Below are 14379 nucleotides of genomic sequence, written 5' to 3'. Positions count from 1 at the left end.
CGCCGTACGGCCGCAGGTCAGGGGCCGTTCTGTCGCGCCGACGGTTCGACCAGGGGCTGTTGAGATGCGGTCGGGAACGGTTGATGGCCATTCCCGGCCGAATCCACTTCTCTCGCGCGGGTCTCCTCCTGCAAGATGGCCTGACTCATTTCGTACCTCGAACTTGGGTCCTATGCCGTCAGGCACCCGCACATCAGGAGTCAGCACCTTGACCGACCAGCCGCAGCAGCCGCAGCAGCCGACGAACCCGCCGCCCGGCTATGGCTATCCGAACGTCGGTGCCACTCCGCCCGGCGGACCGGGCCCGTACGGACCCGGCCCCTATGGCGCCGGCCAGCCCGGCGCCTACCCGCCCCCGGGGGCGTACGGCCACCCGGGGCCCGGTGGCTACCCGGGGCCCGGTGGCTACGCGATGGGCCCGGTCCCGCCCGGCACGTACACCGGAGACCCGAACGCCCCCTACGGCTACGACCCTTACGGCCGCCCGTACTCCGAGAAGTCGAAGATCGTCGCCGGTGTCCTCCAGCTCGCCCTGGGCGGCCTCGGCGTCGGGCGCTTCTACATGGGCAATGTCGGCATCGGCCTGGCCCAGCTGTTCACCTGTGGCGGCTTCGGCATATGGGCCCTGATCGACGGGATCATGCTGCTCGCGGGCAACGGCGCCACGGACTCCGACGGCCGGGTCCTGCGTGGCTGATCTCGTCGCGGCGCGCGGGGTCGCGCTGCGGCACCCGGCGGCGGCACCCCTCGCGGTGCTCGCCGCCGGGGCGGCCGGGGCCGGCTATCTGTACGTCACCGATCCGCACCAGCCGGGCCATGTCCTGCCCGGCTGCCCGTTCCGCTTCGTCACCGGGCTGCTCTGCCCGGCCTGTGGCGGAACCCGCATGGTGTACGACCTCATGCACGGTCACTTCGCCGAGGCGTGGCTCGACAACAGGGCGCTGCTGCTCGCCTCGCCGTTCGCCCTCGCGCTGCTCGCGCGCTGGATCACGGAGGGGCTGCGCGGACGCCGCTGGCGGCCCGAACTGACGCCGCGCGCACAGGTGCTGGTACTCGCGCTGGCGATGGCCTGGACGGTGGCCCGCAACGTCGTCTAGAGGCGTACGAGTTCACCGGTGTTCATCGGGGTTCACGGGCGTTCGTGGCCGGGACGAGACCGTGTCAGGCGTGACGAAAAATGATCACAGGATGGGCACAATTGATCGACTTCTCTCGCGTCAAACGATGGCTCTTCGTACGCTCCCACCGCGCAGGGGGGATTGACGTGCGCGCGATCCATGGGCGATCTCTGCCTGTCCCTCCTGGACTCTGACCGGAGCGCCTTGCTCCGGTCGCCTTCAGCCAGCCAGGAGCAGCATCCATGACCGTCCCCACCCCCGACGCCCCCTACGGCTACGACCCGCAGGGCCGTCCCTACTCCGACAAGTCCAAGATCGTCGCGGGCATCCTCCAGCTGTTCCTGGGCGCCTTCGGCGTCGGCCGTTTCTACGTCGGCTCCACCGGCGTCGCCCTCGCCCAGCTCTTCACCTGCGGCGGCTTCGGCTTTTGGGCCCTGATCGACGGGATCCTGTTCCTCACGAGCAACGACCGCACCGACAAGCAGGGCCGCGTGCTGCGCGGCTGACGGCACCGGACATGACGAAGGGCCCCGCTCCCAGGAGGAGCGGGGCCCTTCGGGCGTTGGACAGGTCCTGGCGGAGCGGCCGTCAGAAGCGGCGCGTGATCAGCGCGCGCTTGACTTCCTGGATCGCCTTGGTGACCTCGATACCGCGCGGGCAGGCGTCCGTGCAGTTGAACGTCGTGCGGCAGCGCCACACACCGTCCTTGTCGTTGAGGATCTCCAGACGCTGCTCGCCCGCCTCGTCACGCGAGTCGAAGATGAAGCGGTGGGCGTTCACGATGGCGGCCGGGCCGAAGTACTGGCCGTCGTTCCAGAACACCGGGCAGGACGACGTGCACGCCGCGCACAGGATGCACTTCGTGGTGTCGTCGAACCGCTCGCGGTCCTCGGCGGACTGCAGACGCTCGCGCGTCGGCTCGTTGGTGTCCTTCGTGATGAGGAAGGGCATCACGTCGCGGTACGCCTGGAAGAACGGGTCCATGTCGACCACGAGGTCCTTCAGCACCGTCAGACCCTTGATGGCCTCGACCGTGATCGGCTTCTCGGGGTTGAGGTCCTTGATCAGCGTCTTGCAGGCCAGGCGGTTCTTGCCGTTGATCCGCATGGCGTCCGAGCCGCAGATGCCGTGCGCGCAGGACCGGCGGAACGTGAGCGTGCCGTCCTGGTCCCACTTGATCTTGTGCAGCGCGTCGAGGACACGCTCCTTGGGGTCGATCTCCAGCTGGAAGTCTTCCCAGACCGCCTCGGCCGAGACCTCCGGGTTGAACCGGCGGACGCGGAACGTGGCGGTGATGTACGGGGAGTCGGCGAAACCGGGCTCGGGTGCGCCGGCCGCGTCCGCCTTGTCCAGGGTGGGAGTAGCCATCAGTACTTACGCTCCATCGGCTGGTAGCGGGTCTGGACGACCGGCTTGTAGTCGAGACGGATGGACTCGGTGCCGTCGTCGCCGACCTCGCGGTACGCCATGGTGTGGCGCATGAAGTTGACGTCGTCGCGGGTCGGGTAGTCCTCGCGGTAGTGACCGCCGCGGGACTCCTTGCGGGCGAGCGCGGAGACGGCCATGACCTCGGCCAGGTCGAGCAGGTTGCCCAGCTCGACGGCTTCGAGGAGGTCCGTGTTGAACCGCCGGCCCTTGTCCTGGATCGAGACGTTCAGGTAGCGCTCGCGCAGCTCCGCGATCTTCTCGACCGCCGTCTTGATCGTCTGCTCGGTGCGGAACACCATCACGTTGGCGTCCATGCACTCCTGCAGCTCCAGGCGGATCGCGGCGACCCGCTCGGTGCCCGTGGAGTTGCGCAGGCGCTCGATCTGGGCCACGACCTGGGAGGCCGGCTCCTCGGGAAGCTCGACGTAGCCGGCCTTCGCCGAGTACTCCGCGGCCGCGATGCCGGCCCGACGCCCGAAGACGTTGATGTCCAGCAGCGAGTTCGTGCCCAGACGGTTGGCGCCGTGCACCGACACACAGGCGACCTCACCGGCGGCGTACAGGCCCGGAACGACCGTGGTGTTGTCCGAGAGGACCTCACCCTGGACGTTCGTCGGGATGCCGCCCATGGCGTAGTGCGCGGTGGGCTGGATCGGGATCGGGTCCGTGTAGGGCTCGATGCCGAGGTAGGTGCGCGCGAACTCCGTGATGTCGGGCAGCTTGGCGTCCAGCTGCTCCGGCGGGAGGTGCGTGAGGTCGAGGTAGACGTGGTCGCCCTCGGGACCGCAGCCGCGGCCCTCACGGATCTCCGTGTAGATGGAGCGGGACACGACGTCACGGGACGCGAGGTCCTTCATGACCGGCGCGTACTTCTCCATGAAGCGCTCGCCGTCCTTGTTGCGGAGGATGCCGCCCTCACCGCGGGCGCCCTCCGTCAGCAGGATGCCCATGCGCCAGATGCCGGTCGGGTGGAACTGGAAGAACTCCATGTCCTCCAGCGGCAGCCCGCGACGGTAGACCGCCGCCTGGCCGTCACCCGTCAGGGTGTGCGCGTTGGAGGTCACCTTGAAGAACTTGCCGGTGCCGCCGGACGCGTAGATCACGGCCTTCGCCTGGAAGACGTGGATCTCGCCGGTCGCGAGCTCGTAGGCGACGACGCCCGCGGAGTGCTTGACCCCGTCGACCTCGACGATGAGCTGGTCGAGGACGTAGAACTCGTTGAAGAACTCCACGCCCTCCTTGACGCAGTTCTGGTACAGCGTCTGGAGGATCATGTGACCGGTGCGGTCCGCGGCGTAGCAGGACCGGCGGACCGGGGCCTCGCCGTGGTTGCGGGAGTGACCGCCGAAGCGGCGCTGGTCGATCGTCCCGTCGGGCGTCCGGTTGAACGGCAGGCCCATCTTCTCCAGGTCGAGGACGGAGTCGATGGCCTCCTTCGCCAGGATCTCGGCGGCGTCCTGGTCGACCAGGTAGTCACCGCCCTTGATCGTGTCGAAGGTGTGCCACTCCCAGTTGTCCTCTTCCACGTTGGCGAGCGCGGCGGCCATACCGCCCTGCGCGGCGCCCGTGTGGGAGCGGGTCGGGTAGAGCTTCGTCAGCACGGCGGTGCGGCTGCGCTTCGTCGCCTCGATGGCGGCGCGCATGCCGGCGCCACCGGCGCCGACGATGACGGTGTCGTACTTGTGGATCTTCATGAGTGGTTGCCTCAGCCCCGTGCCTAGCGGATGTTCGGGTCGAAGGTGAAGATCACCAGCGTGCCCAGCAGAATCGTGAACACCGTGGCGGTGTAGAGCAGGCCCTTCAGCCACAGGCGCGTGCCCGCGCGTTCCGCGTAGTCGTTGATGACGGTACGCAGGCCGTTGGAGCCGTGCAGCATGGCGAGCCACAGCATCGCGAGGTCCCAGGCCTGCCACCAGGGACTCGCCCAGCGGCCGGCCACGAAGGCGAAGCCGATCTTGGAGACGCCTCCGTCGAGGACGAGCTGGATCAGCAGGTGGCCGAGGACCAGGACGACCAGGACGATGCCGGACAGGCGCATGAAGAGCCAGCCGTACATCTCGAAGTTGCCGCGGGTCGACTTCGGGGTCTTCTTGGTGCGCTTGCGCGGGGCCTCGATGAACGGGGCCGGGTTGTCGACGCTGTAGGCCGGGAAGTCTCCGGCGCCCTCTACGGGGCCGATACCGGAAGCGGCGGTGTCAGTAGTGGACATCTGCGTCAGCTCCCGAATACTTCGCGGAATGCGTGACCGAGGACGGGGTAAAGAGCCCCGAACATCAGCACGACCCAGATACCGACGACGGACCAGAGCATCTGCTTCTGGTAGCGCGGGCCCTTGGACCAGAAGTCGACGGCGATGACACGCAGGCCGTTGAGCGCGTGAAAGAGGATGGCGGCCACGAGGCCGTACTCCAGCAGCGCGACGACCGGCGTCTTGTACGTGGACACGACCTTGTCGTAGTCCTCGGGGGAGACACGGACGAGAGCGGTGTCCAGCACGTGTACGAACAGGAAGAAGAAGATGAGGACGCCGGTGACTCGATGAGCCACCCAGGACCACATTCCTTCCCGGCCGCGGTACAGCGTTCCAGCCGGCACGGAAGAACCCTCCGGGAGCGGGGATTGGGGCCGCGCCGGCTTCTCTGTCGGTCGGGCCCGGCCGGGTACGGTCCACCGGCCCCGGCCATCGTAGCGACGTGTTGTCGGAACGCTTACAGCGGCCCTATCAATGTGATCAAACTGGCAATCAATCAGCCACGTTCGGGCTATTACGGACGCCGGATGTCGGCGGTTCGCGGCTCCTGGGCGAACTGACGGACGAGGCGGGTCAGCCGGCCGCGGGCCAGTCTGCGCAGCTCGTCGGCGGTGATGACCCGCTCCTCCTCGGGATCGTTCGTCAGGCGCGCCCGGATTTCGACGAGCACCTGGTCGAGGGCTTCCCCCGGGGCGAATCCGTCCAGACAGATGACGAACACATGTCCGAATCTGCTCTCATAAGCGGCGTGCGCGGCGCTCAGCGCGGTGTGGGCGACGGAGTACGCGCCTTCCGGGAGCAGCGTGAGCGACTCGCCGGCCAGGGCTTCGGCCAGGTCGGTGGGGGTCAGGTCGTACGCCGCCTCGTCGGCCGCGGCCAGCAGGGCGCCGAGGTCCGGGTAGGGGCGGTGGTCGGCCAGACGGTGGACCCAGCGCAGGCTGCGGCAGCAGGTGAGCAGGGCGCGGGTGACCTCATCGGCGGGTGCGGAGTTGAACCCGTCGAGGCGGGCCGGGGACGGCGCCGCGCTCTTCTGCTCGGGGAGGGCGACCTGGCCGGGGAGGCGTGGGAGACGGTGAGACGTCAGCGTGGGTCCTCGGCGGTGGGATGAGATGCGCGACGTCCGTGAGCGTGACGTGCGTGCGATACGTGTGTTTCGGCAGGGGGAGAAGTGAAAGGTGTGCCGCTCACGCTATCGAGGAGTGTCGGGACCTGTCCGACGGATACCCGGATTTCACCCGCACGGGAGAGTTTCGGAGCGTGTGGTGGACGGTTGCGGTGACGGTCGGGGCAGAGTTCGTGATGGAGCGGAGTGGCCACGCCGAGAGGCGGACTGGAGAGGTGGACATCCCGATGGAGGAGTACACCTGATGAGGGGAGAGGACCCGGCGACGACATGAGCGCGGCGGGAGCGGGGTCGAATCGCGGAGCGAGGCCGGTATCGGCATGAGCGTGGCGCACCTGGCAGGGCGCACCTGGCAGGGCGCACCCGGCGGGGTGGAACCAGCGGGGCGCACCCGGCGGGGCGAAATGCGCTGGCGGAATCAGCAGGGTGAAGTGAGCCGGGTGACGTGGGCCGGGCGTAGTGATCAGGGCGAAGTGGGCGCGGTGAAGTGAGGGTGGCGCAGTGAGTGGTGGCAGGCGGCGGGCGCCGCGGCGGCGGACGGAGCGGAACCGGCAGGCCGGGTTCGTCGCGGGCGGTCTGGCGGTCGCCGGTGTCGTCGCGGTGGCCGTGGCGGTCTGGCCCGGCGGCGGCGGGCAGCCGGCCGGGGCGCGGGTGCCGTCCGCCGACCGGTCGCAGGCCGTGTCCGCCTCCCTGTCGCCCGCCGCCAGTCCCACGCCGACCCGGAGCTACCCCCTCTCCAAGGCCCCTCGCACCATTCCGGCCGTACGGGAGCACATCGCGGCCCACGGCCCCGGCTGGCGCCCGGCCGCCGGTGCCCGGGTGGTCGTGGACGACAACGGCCTCGCCGACGAGGGCAAGCTGCTCGCCGGTGAGCTCAGGCTGACGTACGAGGGGCGGACGGGCGCCAAGGCCGGCGATGTCGAACTGGGCCTCGACAAGGGGAGCGCGGGCCCGGAGTCGTACACCCTCACCGTCAAGAACAGCCAGGTCAAAATCACCGGGCCAGCCGAGGCCGGTGTCTTCTACGGCACGCGCACCCTCAAACAGGAGGTGCACGGCGGCGGTGCGGCCCCGGAGGGCGTCGTACGCGACCGGCCGGCGAAGCCGTTCCGCGGGTTCATGCTCGACATCGCGCGCAAGCACTTCACCGCGTCCTGGATCGAGGACCGGGTGCGGGAGCTCGGGGACCTGAAGTACAACGAGCTCGGCCTGCACTTCTCCGACGACCAGGGCTTCCGCATCCAGTCCGACACGCACCCCGAGATCGTGTCGAAGCAGCACCTGACGAAGGCGGAGGTGCGCCAGATCCTCGCCCTCGCGGCGAGCCGGCACATCACCGTCGTGCCCGAGATCGACTCGCCGGGACACCTCGGCGCGGTCATCGCGGCGCACCCCGATCTCCAGTTGCGCAATGTGTCCGGGGTTCCCGTCCGCGGCGCCGTCGACATCTCCAAGCCCGCGGCGGGCGCCCTCGTCGACGACCTGCTCAACGAGTACGCGGGCCTTTTCCCCGGCGCCTACTGGCACCTCGGCGGCGACGAGTACCAGGCCCTGACGGTGGCCAGCCCGGCCGCGTCCTTCCCGCAGCTGGCCACCGCGGCCAGGAACAAGTACGGAGCCGGCGCGACCGTCGCCGACCTCACGACCGGCTGGCTGAACGACCGAGCCAAGCTGATCCACGGGCACGGCCGGACGGCGCGGGCCTGGAACGACGGCTTCTTCCGCGGCGGCACCGTCCAGGCGGACGGCGGTCTCCAGGTGGCGTACTGGACCGGCAAGGAGATCGGGGCCCGGCCGCCGGTCGACTATCTGAGCGCCGGCCGCAAGGTCATCAACTACAACGACGAGTTCCTGTACTACGTCCTCGGCGAGCCCCAGACCTTCGTCTATCCGACCGGGCAGCGCATCTACCAGCAGTGGACCCCTCTCGTCCTGCGCGGTACGACGCCGGTCCCCGCGAAGTACGACCCCCAGATCCTCGGCGGTTCCTTCGCCGTCTGGTGCGACCTCGCGGGCTCGCAGACCCAGGACCAGGTCGCGGCGGGCATCCGCATGCCGCTGCGCGCCCTGACCCAGAAACTGTGGGACCCGCGCACGCCGGCCCTGTCCTGGACGCAGTTCAAGGCACTCGCGAACCAGTTGGGCTGAGCCGGGACCGGGCGCGGCCGGAACGGGCTGGACACGGCGACACGCAGGACTTACCTTCCGCTTACTTGTTCGCATGTCGGGCGCGACCCCTGGGGAGGGGCGCGTCCGGCTTCTTGTGCCGTCGCCGCGCGGTCCTGCCTGGCTGCGCTCGCCGGTCGCCCTCGGAAAGGCCACCGCCGCGGACGGCAAGGCCGGCAGTCCCGGGGCGGCGCGGGACGCCGCTCTCCAGGTCATGCTCTCCGACGCCCTCGGCATCGTGGCCGCCGGTTTCGCGATCCTCGTCGTGCTGAAGCTGACGCGGATGCAGGACCGCAAGGCGCACGAGGGCCCGGTCGCGTTCGGCGCCTGACGCGCGCCGATTCATCCGTTTCGCGGCCCGGCCCCGCATGCCTGAGGGGTAGTCGGGCCGCTCCTCGGCGTGTCGGGTGCCGAGCCGGAGCGATTGGCTGAAAACCTGTTCATCCGGCTCCTCGACCGGCAGGGTGGGGGCGCACTGTGACACTCCTGGTCCGTTGCACGCAGTAAGGGGAAGTGCGGGCTCCGTAAGGCAAGGGCGCCCTGTCGAGGCATTTCGAGGGAGTCGTGATGAGTCTGGTGGAACTGATCGCTCAGGCCGACGAGCGAGGTCTGGCGGCGAGCGGTCTGGCTTGTTTGGATCGGTGTGTACCTCTGCTGGGCGGTGACGACGATGTCCTGAGACCCCTGTGGGCGAGCCTGGCGGAGACGGACCCCTGGGCCGAGTGGGGAACGCGTGTCGAGGAGGCGCGCGCCAAGCTGGACGCGGAGGACCCCGAACCGGCCGTGACCGACGAGGACCACGCCGCCGTGCTCGCCCGGGGCATGCTCGACGGCGTCCCCGCGAAGCCCTCCGAGGATGAGCTGCGTGCCTGGTCGGACGCCTGCTCGGTGGCGGCGCTCCAGGTGCACCGGTTCCTCGACCACGCCGACGACGCGGAGGCGTGCGTGACGGCACGCCGTGAGGGGCGTACGGAGGGGATGTCCCCGCTCGTCGCCGCCGAACTGCGTCGCCAGGGCGTCATCCTGGAACTGCTCGCCGAGCACGGCAAGGGCGGACTGCGGCTCGCGCTGGACGCGTCGACGGAGGGGCGGCGCGTGCTGCGGGCGGTGGTGTCCCGCAGGGCACGCGGGCGGGCGTAGCGCCGGGACGCGGGTGCGCCGGGGGCGGTACGGCTCCGGCGCACCCCAAACCTCTTTCCTGAGGGGTTCCTGTGGCGGTCCTGGGGGCGGACATGGCGGTCCTGGGCCGGTGTCGCGAACCCTCGCCCGGACGCGTGACGAATCCGGGCGTCGTCGCGCTCTATCGAGTGTGAACGCAACTCAAGCAACGCGGCCCTCGGCTGCGACGAAGCCCGTTCGCTGGGCGGCCGACACGGTCGCGACCATGCGTGAGGGTGCCCGGCTGCGCCTCGACTACTCGGCGCAGAGCCTGTGGCGGGTCGACCGCGTGATCGACGAGATACGCCGGGACGGCGCCCCGTACGCGGCCGTCGAGAGCGTGCTGCGCGGATTCGGGGCGTACGCCGGTGAGGTCGTCGCGCGGCACACCGGCGCCGAGTGGTGGGAGACCGGCGGCGAGCACTGGCTGCGTACGGCCGACGGACGACTCTGGGACCCGATCGAGGAGGCCCGCCGCCGCTACGGAGGCGACGGCTCCCTGCGCCTGCTGTGCCGCGAGGCCACCCGCTAGCCGACGCCACGACGGCAGGGCTGGAGTCCGAGCCGGTAGCGCCGGGTTCGTGGGCCGGGTCGCGCGCCGGGCGGCCGGCAAACCCTGGTTCGGCGTCGAGTGAGGTGAACCAGGGCTGCTGGTACGGAGGTTGGGGTTCCGCGTCCGCGTCGTCCCTCCGCGGCCGGGCGGGCGCGGCCCCGGTCGTCGACGCCCGCGGCCGGTGGCCCGGCCGGGCTGGGCCTGGTGTCTGACGCACTGTGACATTTCCTTGGGGTCCGACGCTGATGACCATGAGGGTGCCGACGCGGCCGGCCGCGCCGGCAGGGCACATTCGGGCGAACTCGGTGCGAACGAGGACAGTGTTGGGCCAGGGTGGGGAATCCCGCCGCGCGCAGCCGTACGACGCGGAACTGGGCGTGGCCGTGGCGCGGGCGCAAGAGGGCGACGAGGTCGCCTTCGCGGTCGCGTACCGGATCGTGCAGCCCGGACTGCTCGGCTATCTGCGGGGCATCGTCGGCGACGACGCCGAGGACGTGGCGTCCGACGCCTGGCTGGAGATCGCCCGGGACCTGGGACGGTTCCGGGGAGACGGCGCGGGCTTCCGCGGCTGGACCGCGACCATCGCCCGGCACCGGGCGCTGGACCATCTGCGGCGGCTGAGGGTACGGCCCCGGGGCACCACCATCGAACAGGACGCCCTGGACCTGCCCGGCAGTCACAGCACGCACGACGAGGCGCTGGAGACCCTGTCCACCGAGTACGCCCTGGAACTGGTCGCGGGGCTGCCGCGCGACCAGGCCGAGGCCGTGCTCCTGCGGGTGGTCGTCGGCCTCGACGGACCGGCCGCGGCACGCGTGCTCGGCAAACGCCCCGGCGCGGTGCGCACCTCGGCCCACCGGGGCCTGAAGCGGCTCGCGCGCCAGCTCGGCGTCACGGGTGTGACGGATGACGAGTCCCGGACGCTGGGGGAGTCGGGATGAGCGGTCCGTCCGGAACGGCCGGCACGTCGTCGTCGCCCGGAACGGCATCGTCGTACGGCGCGGAGCGCGGAGCGGAGTCCTGGCACGGCGAGGAGTTGTCGGGCGGAGCGGCAGGCGGAGATGGAACCGGACGTGGAACCGGACAGGAGACCGGGCGTGGAACCGGACATGGGTGAACGGCACGGCGACGGCGGGGCTCCCGACCGTCGCGTCGCGCATCCGGCGAACCCCGGGCGCGAACAGGTCGCCCTGGAGACGCTCCTCGCCGCGGCGATGCGCGGCCGGGCGGACGACACCGAGGCGCAGACGCAGGCCGTGGCCGCCTTCCGTGCCGCACGGGACGGTGGCGCGCACACCGCGCGCACCCGGCGGAGGGACGACTGGCGCCCCGGGGAGCGGCGGCGGCCGAGCCGTTCCACGACGGCCGCGTTCGCCGCGCTGCTGACCGGTCTGACGCTGGGCGGTGTCGCCGTCGCGGCCATCGGGCCGTCCTCGCACGAAGACGGCGACCACCAGGACGGAGCCGCGGTCCGGCCGTCCGGCAGCGTCCCGGACCGGCTCTCCGAGGCGGCCGGCCCGCCCGTCGGCCCCGGGGCTCCCGGCGTCGCCACCCCGAGCGGCTCCGCGGAGGCCGACCGCGGGGGCCGTCCGCCGCGGGCCGAGGACACGGAGGCCCACTGCCGCGCGTACGCGTCGGTCAGGGGCCGGGGCAACGCCCTGAACTCGAAGGCGTGGCAGCGGCTCGTCACGGCCGCGGGCGGCGAGGACAAGGTCGAGGCGTACTGCGCCGAGCGGCCGGCCGAGCACACCGGGGCCGAGGGCACGAAGGGGCCCGAGGAAAAGGGGACCGGGAAACCGGAGGGAACCGGGAACACGGGGAACCCCGGTAACGCGGCCGGGACGCCGGGTCCGGGAGCCTCGGCCGCCACTCCGAAGCCGACGAAGTCCGACAAGGGTCGGTAGGCGGTCAACGGCGGGGCCGGGAAAGCCGACCGGGATCGGGGGCGCGCATCGCTGCCGATGGCAACGGCCGGGGCCGCCACCCCCCACAGGAGAGGCCCCGACCGTCGCGCGGCACGGGCCGCGCGGCGACCCGTACTCTCTACAGCGCCGGGACTGCGTTTTGTGTCACACCCCGCACCGTCACCATGTAGTTGCGCGTTGTACGAACATGGACGGGGAGCTGTTTCAGGCCGTAACGTGCCTTTCGCGCCGGTGCGGAGAACGGACGACCGCAACCACGAGGGACCTGAGACCACGAACGCGTGGAATCCGGGACCGCGACCACGTGGGGCCTGCGACCAGAACCGCGTCGGACCTGAGACCAGAACAACGCGGACCTGAGACCACAACCGTCCATCGATGAACCACGACGGCGAGAACCCGGTCCGCGAGAGCGGCGCCGGTTGAGGCGCAAAGAGGGGCGCGGGGGTGCTGGGGGACGACGCGGAGCTGACCGCCGCGGTACTTGCCGCACAGGACGGGGACGAGACCGCGTTCCGGACTGTGTACCGAGCGGTGCATCCACGCCTGCTCGGATACGTACGGACGCTGGTGGGCGAGCCGGACGCGGAGGACGTCACGTCCGAGGCCTGGCTCCAGATCGCCCGTGACCTGGAACGGTTCAGCGGAGACGCGGACCGGTTCCGCGGCTGGGCGGCGAGGATCGCCCGCAACCGCGCCCTGGACCACATACGCATGCGTGGCCGCCGTCCCGCGATAGGCGGCGACGAGACCGAGCTGACCGGCAAGGCCGCCGAGTCCGACACCGCGACCGAGGCGATCGAGGCGCTGGCCACCGGCAGCACCCTCTCGCTCATCGCCCAACTCCCGCAGGACCAGGCGGAGGCCGTAGTGCTGCGCGTCGTGGTCGGCCTCGACGCCAAGACGGCCGCCGACACCCTCGGCAAGCGCCCCGGAGCCGTCCGCACGGCTGCGCACCGCGGTCTGAAGCGGCTCGCGGAGCTGCTCGAAACCGATCCGGAATCCGTCGGCGCCCTCGACGCCGTTCCCCCGCAACGAGGTTCGCGCACCCGCGCGGTGACGTCCGCCGGTGTGACGCATACGCGTTCGCGGGCGCAGAAGGACATGTGATGGCCGACGAGCAGTACAGGTGGCTGGACCGCGACGCCGCGGAGCGTCTGCTGCGCGGTGAGCCGCTGGAAGCCGTCGACGCCGGCACCCGCGAGCAGGTGGACCGCCTTGCCGAGGCCCTCGGCGCACTGGCCGCCGAACCCAAGCTGAGCAGTGACGAACTCCCGGGCGAGGCCGCCGCGTTGGCCGCGTTCCGCAAGGCGCGCGCGGGCGGGGACGGAGCTACGGCGCAGCCCGGCCACCGTGGTCGCGCGCGTTCCGGCGCGCATGCCGCGGACGCCGGTCTCGTACGTATCGGGCGCCCCGGCGCGCACGGACGCCGGACGCGTTGGGGACGGCCCACCCGCTTCGGGCTCGCCGCGGTGCTGGCCGTCGGGATGGTCGGCGGGGTAGCCGTCGCGGCCGGAACCGGAGTGCTGCCGACTCCGTTCACCCGTGAACACCCGGGCCCGGCCGCCACGGCCACGGCGGTGCGGACCCCGGACCGTCCGCTCGTCTCGGCCTCGCCCTCGCCCGGGGTCTCCGGAGGCATCGGCTCCATGGTGCCGGTGCCTGACAGTCCGTCGGCCGACCCGTCCGGCGCCGCCTCCACGCCCGCCGATCCCGGCTACGCGAGCGGTCTGCCCCGTCCGGACTCCACCGGGAGCGCCGACCGCACCCGCGAGTGGTGGGCCCGTACACGCTCGTACTGCCGTGACGTCCTCGACGGCAAGGACCTCGACGCGAACCGCAAGCACGCCCTGGAGCATGTCGCGGGCGGCGGCGCCCGGGTGAAGCTGTACTGCTCGGGCGTCCTCGGCCGCGGACGGGGCGGCGGCTCCGACGACGGTACGGGCGACGGAGCGGGTGACGGCGACGATCAGGGGTCGGGGCAGGGCTCCGGCCAGGGGGATCAGGGCGGCGGTGACGGGGACGGCCGCCACATAGTGCCGCGTGGCAACGACCCCCGGGGCAACGGCGCCATCAGCACTCCGTCCGCCCTGCGTCTGGGGCTGACCCCTCTCAGGCCGACCGTGCGGACGAGGTCGCCACTGCCGAGCCGGTCGGCCGGCGCGGTTTCGTGAACCGCCGTACTCCCAGGCGCTGATCGGTCCGCCGGCTTCCCGGCCGGCGTGCTCCCGTACCGTCAGCTCTCGCGCCACGGCGCACTCTCGTACCGTCAGTCCTCGCGCACGGCGTGCTCCCGTGACGGTCGCCCTCGCGCACGGCGTGTTCCCGGGCCCGGCACGGTCGCGCCCCACCGGTGGCCCAGCCCCGTGACCCCTCGTCCCGCGAGTCCCCGGCACCCTGCTGACCTGCTCTTTCGTAAGTCGCGGAACTTTTCTTCGGGCCAGGTGTGACGTTTTGGGTCACCGCGGCGCAGTACGTGGTGAGCCGACTGGTCATCGGCCGTCGCACGGAGCCGGGGTTCCCCCCGTACTCATGGCTCTGTGCAACCGGCGCGGGGGGGGGGGGGGCTCCCCGTCCCCCCCCCCCCCCCCCCCCCCCCCCCCCCCCCCCCCCCCCTATCGGTCCTTTCCCGCCGACCCAATAAAACCTTCTCGCGT

Annotated in this window: 16 protein-coding genes; 11 read left to right on the top strand and 5 right to left on the bottom strand. The window is 71.3% G+C overall.

From position 1 onward, the window contains the following. The first annotated feature begins 208 nt into the window (after window positions 1-208). The 3 genes from ACZ6KY_RS35840 (at window position 209) to ACZ6KY_RS35830 (ending at window position 1624) form a co-directional block, all read left to right on the top strand. The gene (locus ACZ6KY_RS35840) at window positions 209-697 is read left to right on the top strand and encodes a TM2 domain-containing protein (RefSeq protein ID WP_469314435.1); all 489 of its coding nucleotides are present in this window, start codon (window positions 209-211) and stop codon (window positions 695-697) included. Further along, window positions 690-1097 (top strand): DUF2752 domain-containing protein, encoded by a 408-nt coding sequence (locus tag ACZ6KY_RS35835; RefSeq protein WP_469314434.1) that lies wholly within the window; start codon window positions 690-692, stop codon window positions 1095-1097. Before ACZ6KY_RS35840 ends, ACZ6KY_RS35835 begins: the two co-directional genes overlap by 8 nt. A gap of 263 nt (window positions 1098-1360) precedes the next feature. Next, window positions 1361-1624, top strand: coding sequence for a TM2 domain-containing protein (locus ACZ6KY_RS35830; protein ID WP_469314433.1), 264 nt, complete (start codon window positions 1361-1363; stop codon window positions 1622-1624). An 82-nt stretch (window positions 1625-1706) separates the two neighbouring features. Here ACZ6KY_RS35830 and ACZ6KY_RS35825 read toward each other — a convergent pair whose 3' ends face one another. From ACZ6KY_RS35825 to ACZ6KY_RS35805, 5 genes are all read right to left on the bottom strand, one after another. Further along, window positions 1707-2486 (bottom strand): succinate dehydrogenase iron-sulfur subunit, encoded by a 780-nt coding sequence (locus tag ACZ6KY_RS35825; RefSeq protein ID WP_469314432.1) that lies wholly within the window; start codon window positions 2484-2486, stop codon window positions 1707-1709. Next, on the bottom strand, window positions 2486-4240 hold the full coding sequence (gene sdhA, locus ACZ6KY_RS35820; RefSeq protein WP_469314431.1) for a succinate dehydrogenase flavoprotein subunit: 1755 nt from the start codon (window positions 4238-4240) through the stop codon (window positions 2486-2488). The genes ACZ6KY_RS35825 and sdhA overlap by 1 nt, the downstream gene beginning before the upstream one ends. A gap of 23 nt (window positions 4241-4263) precedes the next feature. Continuing rightward, window positions 4264-4755, bottom strand: coding sequence for a succinate dehydrogenase hydrophobic membrane anchor subunit (locus ACZ6KY_RS35815; protein WP_469314430.1), 492 nt, complete (start codon window positions 4753-4755; stop codon window positions 4264-4266). A gap of 5 nt (window positions 4756-4760) precedes the next feature. Then, on the bottom strand, window positions 4761-5141 hold the full coding sequence (gene sdhC, locus ACZ6KY_RS35810; protein ID WP_365870724.1) for a succinate dehydrogenase, cytochrome b556 subunit: 381 nt from the start codon (window positions 5139-5141) through the stop codon (window positions 4761-4763). Window positions 5142-5311: 170 nt separating this feature from the next. After that, on the bottom strand, window positions 5312-5881 hold the full coding sequence (locus ACZ6KY_RS35805) for a 2-oxo-4-hydroxy-4-carboxy-5-ureidoimidazoline decarboxylase (RefSeq protein WP_469314473.1): 570 nt from the start codon (window positions 5879-5881) through the stop codon (window positions 5312-5314). A gap of 540 nt (window positions 5882-6421) precedes the next feature. On the opposite strand from ACZ6KY_RS35805, the gene ACZ6KY_RS35800 reads away from it, so the two are divergent. The 8 genes from ACZ6KY_RS35800 to ACZ6KY_RS35765 all read left to right on the top strand — a co-directional run bounded on the left by ACZ6KY_RS35800 (window position 6422) and on the right by ACZ6KY_RS35765 (window position 13896). Next, a complete protein-coding gene (locus ACZ6KY_RS35800; RefSeq protein WP_469314429.1) occupies window positions 6422-8068 on the top strand; it encodes a beta-N-acetylhexosaminidase in 1647 nt (548 codons plus the stop codon). Window positions 8069-8141: 73 nt separating this feature from the next. Continuing rightward, a complete protein-coding gene (locus ACZ6KY_RS35795) occupies window positions 8142-8417 on the top strand; it encodes a hypothetical protein (protein WP_469314428.1) in 276 nt (91 codons plus the stop codon). Between the two features lie 236 nt (window positions 8418-8653). Next, window positions 8654-9226, top strand: a complete 573-nt coding sequence (locus ACZ6KY_RS35790) for a hypothetical protein (RefSeq protein ID WP_469314427.1) — start codon at window positions 8654-8656, stop codon at window positions 9224-9226. A gap of 169 nt (window positions 9227-9395) precedes the next feature. Then, the gene (locus tag ACZ6KY_RS35785; RefSeq protein WP_469314426.1) at window positions 9396-9776 is read left to right on the top strand and encodes a hypothetical protein; all 381 of its coding nucleotides are present in this window, start codon (window positions 9396-9398) and stop codon (window positions 9774-9776) included. A 344-nt stretch (window positions 9777-10120) separates the two neighbouring features. After that, window positions 10121-10738: an RNA polymerase sigma factor gene (locus tag ACZ6KY_RS35780; protein WP_469314425.1), complete on the top strand. Its 618-nt coding sequence runs from the start codon at window positions 10121-10123 to the stop codon at window positions 10736-10738. Between the two features lie 156 nt (window positions 10739-10894). Continuing rightward, window positions 10895-11701, top strand: coding sequence for a hypothetical protein (locus ACZ6KY_RS35775; RefSeq protein WP_469314424.1), 807 nt, complete (start codon window positions 10895-10897; stop codon window positions 11699-11701). A 468-nt stretch (window positions 11702-12169) separates the two neighbouring features. After that, window positions 12170-12832 carry an RNA polymerase sigma factor gene (locus tag ACZ6KY_RS35770; protein ID WP_469314423.1) on the top strand — a complete coding sequence of 221 codons (663 nt, stop codon included), beginning with the start codon at window positions 12170-12172 and terminating at the stop codon, window positions 12830-12832. Further along, on the top strand, window positions 12832-13896 hold the full coding sequence (locus tag ACZ6KY_RS35765; RefSeq protein ID WP_469314422.1) for a hypothetical protein: 1065 nt from the start codon (window positions 12832-12834) through the stop codon (window positions 13894-13896). The genes ACZ6KY_RS35770 and ACZ6KY_RS35765 overlap by 1 nt, the downstream gene beginning before the upstream one ends. Window positions 13897-14379 lie beyond the last annotated feature (483 nt).

Source organism: Streptomyces sp. NPDC042002 (genome assembly GCF_055588305.1).
This window is presented reverse-complemented; position numbering and strand designations above follow the sequence as displayed.